Origin of the sequence: Halalkalibacter alkaliphilus (genome assembly GCF_023555415.1) — a bacterium.
Classification (GTDB): Bacteria; Bacillota; Bacilli; order Bacillales; family Bacillaceae_D; genus Halalkalibacter; species Halalkalibacter alkaliphilus.
Genome location: NZ_JAKRYL010000006.1, coordinates 214,645 through 222,130, shown reverse-complemented (window position 1 = coordinate 222,130; position 7,486 = coordinate 214,645). Strand labels below are relative to the sequence as shown.

General features: G+C 36.2%; 4 protein-coding genes. All 4 read left to right on the top strand.

The window, feature by feature from the left end:
- Positions 1 to 125 precede the first annotated feature (125 nt).
- The 4 genes from MF646_RS08095 (at position 126) to MF646_RS08080 (ending at position 7,480) form a co-directional block, all read left to right on the top strand.
- Positions 126 to 2,021, top strand: a complete 1,896-nt coding sequence (locus tag MF646_RS08095) for a PrkA family serine protein kinase (protein WP_250095982.1) — start codon at positions 126 to 128, stop codon at positions 2,019 to 2,021.
- 299 nt (positions 2,022 to 2,320) lie between these two features.
- Positions 2,321 to 2,857 (top strand): signal peptidase I, encoded by a 537-nt coding sequence (gene lepB / locus MF646_RS08090; RefSeq protein WP_250095981.1) that lies wholly within the window; start codon positions 2,321 to 2,323, stop codon positions 2,855 to 2,857.
- Positions 2,858 to 3,734: 877 nt separating this feature from the next.
- Positions 3,735 to 4,907 (top strand): sporulation protein YhbH, encoded by a 1,173-nt coding sequence (gene yhbH / locus MF646_RS08085; RefSeq protein ID WP_250095980.1) that lies wholly within the window; start codon positions 3,735 to 3,737, stop codon positions 4,905 to 4,907.
- Positions 4,908 to 5,230: 323 nt separating this feature from the next.
- Positions 5,231 to 7,480 (top strand): MASE3 domain-containing protein, encoded by a 2,250-nt coding sequence (locus MF646_RS08080; RefSeq protein ID WP_250095979.1) that lies wholly within the window; start codon positions 5,231 to 5,233, stop codon positions 7,478 to 7,480.
- Positions 7,481 to 7,486: the final 6 nt, after the last annotated feature.

Here is a 7,486-nt window from a genome sequence, read left to right as displayed (position 1 = left end):
AGATCTTCTTCAAAAAGGAAAAGCACCTTTTTGAAGAAGATCTTAAATTCTAATGCATGTTCACTTTTGTTTTTGCATATGGTTTATTAATCGCGCTCTTGAACACGAGGATGGAGGTACGATACATGAGTATATTAAAAAAAGTAGAACAGTTCAGAGAAGAAGAGGAACGCTTAAGATGGGAAGGAACATTTGCTGACTATTTGGAGTTACTAAAGGAAAAACCGTGGATTGCACAAACCGCTCACTCCCGTGTTTATAATATGATTAAAGATGCTGGTGTGGAAGAAGTGAACGGGAAAAAGGAGTATTCCTTTTTTAAGGATCAACTTTATGGCGTAGAAGAATCTCTTGAGAAGCTTGTTGAAGAATATTTTCACTCTGCTGCTAAAAGACTTGATGTTAGGAAAAGAATCCTTCTTTTAATGGGTCCTGTTAGTGGAGGGAAATCGACACTTGTTACAATGTTGAAGCGTGGATTAGAGCAATATTCTAAGACTGACAAGGGCGCGGTATTTGCAATAAAAGGTTGTCCAATGCATGAGGATCCACTACATTTAATTCCAACTCATTTACGTAAGGATTTTCAAGAGGAATATGGAATAAAAATTGAAGGTAATTTATCACCGTTAAATATGATGCGTGTGGAAGAAGAGTATGGTGGTCGTATTGAGGATGTTTTAGTTGAGCGTATTTTCTTCTCTGAAGACAAACGTACAGGTATTGGTACATTTAGTCCGTCAGATCCAAAATCCCAAGATATTGCTGACTTAACAGGAAGCATTGATTTCTCGACAATTGCTGAGTACGGTTCTGAGTCAGATCCAAGGGCTTACCGATTTGATGGGGAATTAAATAAAGCGAACCGAGGGATGATGGAGTTTCAGGAAATGTTAAAATGTGATGAGAAATTCTTATGGCACTTACTTTCGCTTACTCAAGAAGGAAACTTCAAAGCCGGTCGATTTGCATTGATTAGTGCTGATGAGCTTATTGTGGCGCACACGAATGAATCCGAGTATAAATCGTTTATCTCTAATAAAAAGAATGAAGCCTTGCATTCCCGGATCATTGTCATGAAGGTTCCATATAACTTAAAGGTAAGTGAAGAAGAGAGAATCTATAAAAAGATGATTCAAGATAGTGATCTCGCACATGTTCATATAGCACCTCACGCTTTAAAAGTGGCTGCCATTTTCACAATATTAACAAGGTTGAAGGAGCCGTCAAAGCAAGGCGTTGACTTGTTGAAGAAAATGCGCTTATATGATGGAGAAAGTGTTGAAGGATTTAATTCTCAGGATTTAGAAGAATTAAAGCAGGAAGATCCAGATGAAGGTATGAGTGGAATCGATCCGCGTTATGTCATTAATCGTATCTCTTCTGCGATCATTCGTAAGCAATTAACGTCTATTAATGCATTAGATGTATTACGCTCAATAAAAGAAGGGTTGAGTGAGCACGCCTCCATTTCAAAAGAAGACCGCGAGCGCTATATGGACTTTATTGCGATAGCTCGAAAAGAATATGATGCAATTGCAAAGAAAGAAGTACAAAAGGCATTTGTATACTCTTATGATGAGTCGGCTAAGACGTTAATGGATAACTATCTGGATAATGTCGAGGCTTATTGTAATAAAAATAAACTTCGCGATCCTCTTACTGGTGAAGAAATGACACCAGATGAAAAATTAATGCGTTCAATTGAAGAGCAAATTGGAATTTCAGAAAATGCTAAGAAAGCATTTAGAGAAGAAATCTTAATTCGAATATCAGCTTATGCTCGTAAAGGGAAGAAATTCGATTACAATTCCCATGAGCGCTTACGTGAAGCTATTCAAAAGAAATTATTTGCTGATTTGAAAGATATTGTGAAGATCACGACTTCTACAAAGACACCAGATGAATCTCAGTTAAAGAAAGTCAATGAAGTGATTGCTAGATTAATTGATGAGCATGGGTATAACTCTGTATCAGCGAATGAACTCCTTCGCTATGTAGGAAGTTTGCTAAATAGGTAATAGAGATTTAAGACACTGAAAGAGGTCAAATTGACCTTTTTCAGTGTTTCTACTTATTATTACTGGCTCCACCCTTGGGGGGTCTCAAAGGTCAAAAACAGACTTTTGAGACGCCCCCTTTTTTATGGATGCAACGGCTTTAGACATTGCAAGAGAATAACTAAAAGGTAAAGCAATGCTTTTTCAGAACTTCCCATACTGTGCAAGCTTCTTTTCTAATAAATTTGGTGCAGACTTTAACTTGTAGCGGTGGCAAATCTTTGGTAAATTGAAGAAAAGAGCTGGGCGGAGGAAATAATGTGGAAACTAGAACTAATGAGTGGCTGGAATGGGGAAAAGCATTTTTCATAGCAATTGTTTTTGCAATTTTAATCCGAACATTTGTCTTTACAAGCTATGAAGTACAAGGAGAGTCGATGTCTCCAAGTGTCTTTGATGGTGAGAGGTTTATTGTTAACAAAATTGGTTATGGATTTACAGAGCCTGAGCGTTTTGATCTCATCGTATTTCACGCTAATGAAAATGAGGATTATATAAAACGAGTAATTGGCCTGCCAGGAGATATCATATCTTATCAAGACGATGTGCTCTACATTAATGCTGAACCTATCGATGAGCCGTTTTTAAAGCAAAGAGTGGCAGAGCATAAATGGGGATCATATACAAATGATTTTGCTGTTTCTGACGTTGTTCCAGAAGGTCATGTTTTTGTTCTAGGAGATAATCGGCCAAATAGTTTGGACAGTCGTCGCCTAGGGTTTATTGCAACAGATCAAATTGTTGGAAAAGTCGATTGGCGTTTTTGGCCTATAAAAGAATTTGGGTTAATGAGATAATATATATAGTATCCAAAAAGGAACCAGCCCTCTTGATTTTAAGCGATTCAATTAAAATCATGAAATAAAAAAGGAGTTCAATTCAAATGAATTGGGCTCCTTTTATACGTCTAATAAGTCTATAGATTAGCACTGACTGGATTAAGGTCAGTATCAGTATTGCCACTTCCTAACTATCTTCATTCTCTGTGGTGCAGCGCTAATTTTGCGCTGCATGGATGGATACGAGAAAAAACTGCAACAATCTTTACGAAAGTTGCTTTTAATAAAAGAGGAGAATACCATACTTATCGCAGCAATTGAACTATGGAGCTTATGGCTCGTAGATATCTTCTAGTCATGAAGGCCATTTTGTATAGTATCTGAACTCATTTTGTCAATCATGAGTGTGATGATGACCTGTTTGTAATTGAATGAAACTCATTTGGTCTTTCATCAGTGCGATGAAGGACTTTTTATATATGGCATTATATGCTTTAGTCCTTAAATATCCAAAATGTGGATGTGTTTGCTTGTGTTAGTAAAAGCGTGGCTTTAGTTTAATCATTTTTGGGGAGGTAGTTAAATTATTAAACAAATTTCGATATGAAGATGAAGCCATAGAGCAGTGAACATTTAAGACTACTCACTCCGCTTGTTGGCAGTAGATATATACCTATTTTTTGCTTGTCCAATTTCGAAATTAGAAGATTTGTCAGAATTTATTAGCAACTCTCTCCCCTGTCTGCATAGGATAAAGTAAGCCATTTTATTAAAGGCTTTGTTATCTAATGCGACTCGAGACCATAGTATGCAAAGGCATAGGAAAGTGTGAAAACAAAAAATCGTTTTGTGAAACAGGAATGAAGTTATAAGAATAAAAAAGGAGGGGAATCACATGACGAAAAATAATCAACGTCAATTTGTCGTGTCACAAGAAAACTGGTCTCTTCATCGAAAAGGCTATCAAGACCAAAGACGCCATCAGGAAAAAGTACAAGAAGCGATCAAAAAGAACTTACCTGATCTTGTAAGTGAAGAAAATATTGTCATGTCTAATGGTCGAGATGTGATTCGTATTCCAATCCGTTCTCTCGATGAATACAAAATTCGTTATAACTATGATAAAAATAAACATGTTGGTCAGGGAGAAGGAGATAGTAAAGTAGGCGATGTGGTAGCGAGAGATCCAAATGCCCAAAAACAACAAGGGCCAGGAAAAGGAAGAGGACCTGGTGATCAAGCTGGGGAAGATTACTCTGAGGCAGAAGTTTCAATTATGGAATTACAGGAAATGCTTTTTTCAGAACTAGAATTACCTAACTTACAGAAGAAAGAGGAAGATGAGATTCTAATTGAAGACATTGATTTCAATGATATTCGCAAAAAAGGATTAATGGGGAATATCGATAAGCGCCGTACGATTCTTTCGGCTATCAAAAGAAATGCTCTTGAAGGCAGACCAGGTTTGAACCCAATTTATAATGAAGATCTTCGTTTTAAAACATGGAATGAAGTAACAAAACCAGAGTCGAAAGCAGTTGTCATTGCGATGATGGACACGAGTGGTTCTATGGGACGTTGGGAGAAGTATATGGCACGAAGCTTTTTCTTTTGGATGACTCGTTTCTTAAGAACCAAATATGAAACGGTCGATATTGAATTTATCGCCCACCATACAGAAGCGAAAGTTGTTTCTGAAGAGGACTTCTTTTCAAAAGGTGAGAGTGGTGGAACGATTTGTTCTTCAGCCTATCGCAAAGCTTTAGAAGTGATCGATAGCAAATATGATCCAAAACGTTACAATATTTATCCGTTCCATTTCTCTGATGGTGACAACCTTACTTCTGACAATGCACGTTGCTTGAAGCTTGTTGAGAAATTAATGGATGTCTCTAGTATGTTTGGATACGGAGAAGTAAATCAATATAGCCGTCACTCAACACTCATGAGTGCATACAAAAACATCGACGACATTCGCTTCCGTCACTATATCCTTAAGGAAAAAGGGGATGTCTATCACGCAATGAAGACATTTTTTAAGAAAGAGGAAGAAGAAGCAATGGCGTAAGTGAATAACCTAAAGCGAGGCTGTCACAAAAGTCAAAGAACGGACTTTTGTGACAGCCTCTTTGTTGTGAATACAGTAAATAGTCTATGGTGGAGCTATTGGAGTGGAACATTTTGCTGAATAGCTTCTAATGTTGGTGTCCCTAGACCTGCGCTAGGTGATCACTGCAGCCCAGCAAAAATAAAGGCTGTTTTTTTCACGATCAAATTGGTTGGTCGTATTCCTTTGAATTTTTAATGTTTCTATTAAATTAGGAGATAATAAAAAAAGTGGTAATAATGCTATAATAACGAAATGAGGTTATTCGTTATGGAGGTGAATGCATGAAAATTAACAAAGTAGAAAAAAAATCTATAGCTTTAGGTATGATAGGATTATTATTGTTTTTTATAGTTTTCTTTCAGACTATTCCAACGAATGAGTATTATCTTACCGACCATTTACCAGTTCATACACTTCTTGAACTAGCTAGTATTGTAATATCACTCTCAATATTTATTTATGGTTGGTTAACATTCCCTTTGGTTAAGTCAAGGTTTTTATTTGTCGTTTCTCTTACATTTCTTGCAGTCGGAATATTTGATGTTTTACATACATTCTCATATACAGGTATGCCGTTTTCCATTGCTTCCAATGCTCAAACAACGGTCTGGTTTTCGATAGTGGCTCGATTAAAAGTAGCTATTGTTTTAGTGCTAGTTGTTTTCTTATTAAGCTTAGAAACTAAAATCACTACTAAGTATGAAAGAAATAGTTGGTTAGTTGTTTTTAGTGCATATGTGGTTTTTATGTCGTTTTTTATTATTGCTAATATTTCTGCATTCCCACTGTTACTCCTTGAGACTGGACCGACTGTATTAAAAACGGGACTAGAGTACTTTATTGCTTTTTTACATTTGGTGGCTATTATTATTCTATGGAAAAATTATACTAAGAGCAGAGATCAATTTTATTTAAACTTAATAACAGCTTGTTATTTTCTTATTCTTAGTGGGTTAACCGTTACCATTTTTGCAACGGTTCACGATGTAACGTTTGTTGTAGGGCAATTATTCAAGGTAACCGGCTTCTATTTTATTATGAAAGCTTTCTATTACTTTACGATTCAGGTCCCTCTTCTAAATAAAAAAGAAGCAGAGGATAAATTAGTAGATATAGAAAGTGAGCTAGAGCTTCTATTTAAGAATACTGAAGATGCAATCTTTATTTATAATTTGAAAGACAAAAGTATCCTACGTAGGAACGCAGCTTTTACGAAGATGTTTGGATATGATAGTGCAAAGCCTTTATCTGCTAATTGCCTGATTCCTTCTGATCGTCGCAAAGAGTTTTCTCAATTAATTCGTCAATTAGAGCAGGGGCATTCAATCGTTAATTTTAAAACAGTTCGTCAACGTCAAGATAAAAGTCTAATTGATGTTAGTATGACCGTGTCTCCCATGATTAGTAAGGGGGGGATTGTAATATGTGCTGCTATTTTTCGTGACATTTCTGAACAAACTAAAGCAGAAGAGGAACTTAAACAAACAAAAAAAGAATTGCAGGAAATCATAGAGCAATATCAAGGGTTAATCTTCAAATTCAAAAAAGTTCAGGACACCTTTGTTTATACATTAATGGATGGAAAACTACTTTATGAAGAAGGAATGTCTCCAGAAAAGGTTGTTGGGAAACCTGTCGAGAAAACGTACAAAGGGAACGATAGGAGTCTTATAGATGTAAATAATGAGCGAGCATGGCAAGGAGAAGAAGTTGAATTCCAATTTGAAGATTCGAAAGGTTCAATTTTTCTTGCTTCATTAAAGCCAATTTACGCTAATGGAAAAGTTATTGAAGTGCTTGGTACAGTTGTAGATATTACAAAATTAATAAAGACTGAGGAATTACTTCGAAGAACAGAAAAGCTTTCTGTTGTAGGAGAACTTGCAGCGGGCTTTGCACATGAAATTCGCAACCCACTGACAACTGTTAAAGGGTTTCTACAATTAATTGGCCTTGAAGCTAAGGAAAAAAATCAAGAATATATTACAATCATGCTCAATGAAATAGACCGACTCGAGATGATCACGAACGAATTTATGGTTGTTGCAAAGCCTCAAGCTACTAAATATGAAATGGAAGACTTACAGATAATGACAGAGAGTGTTATCAAGTTTCTACAGCCGCAATCAATCTTAAATAACACCGAAATGAAAACGGTTGTACATGGCAAGTTAGCCGAGGTCTACTGTGATAAACATCAGCTAAGACAAGTGCTGATCAACATTTATAAAAATGCTATGGAGGCTATGCCGAGTGGCGGGGTTATCACAACAGAATTAGCTATATACGGGAATAATATTTCCATAGCTATAACCGATGAAGGAGTAGGAATTCCAGACGAATTGATTCCAAAGTTAGGTGAACCATTTTATTCGTTAAAAGAAAAAGGAACCGGGCTTGGTTTAATGGTAAGCAAAAAGATCATTGAGTCTCACGAAGGAGAATTATTGATCAACAGTAAACCAAATATAGGAACAACCATGACGATTGTGATTCCAATTAAGTCTAAAAAAGAATTATGTCAAACCTAGAAGTAT

Coding starts and splice junctions, on each gene's coding strand:
- MF646_RS08095 (WP_250095982.1), top strand. CDS start 126: ATGAGTATATTAAAAAAAGTAGAACAGTTCAGAGAAGAAGAGGAACGC.
- yhbH (WP_250095980.1), top strand. CDS start 3,735: ATGACGAAAAATAATCAACGTCAATTTGTCGTGTCACAAGAAAACTGG.
- MF646_RS08080 (WP_250095979.1), top strand. CDS start 5,231: ATGAAAATTAACAAAGTAGAAAAAAAATCTATAGCTTTAGGTATGATA.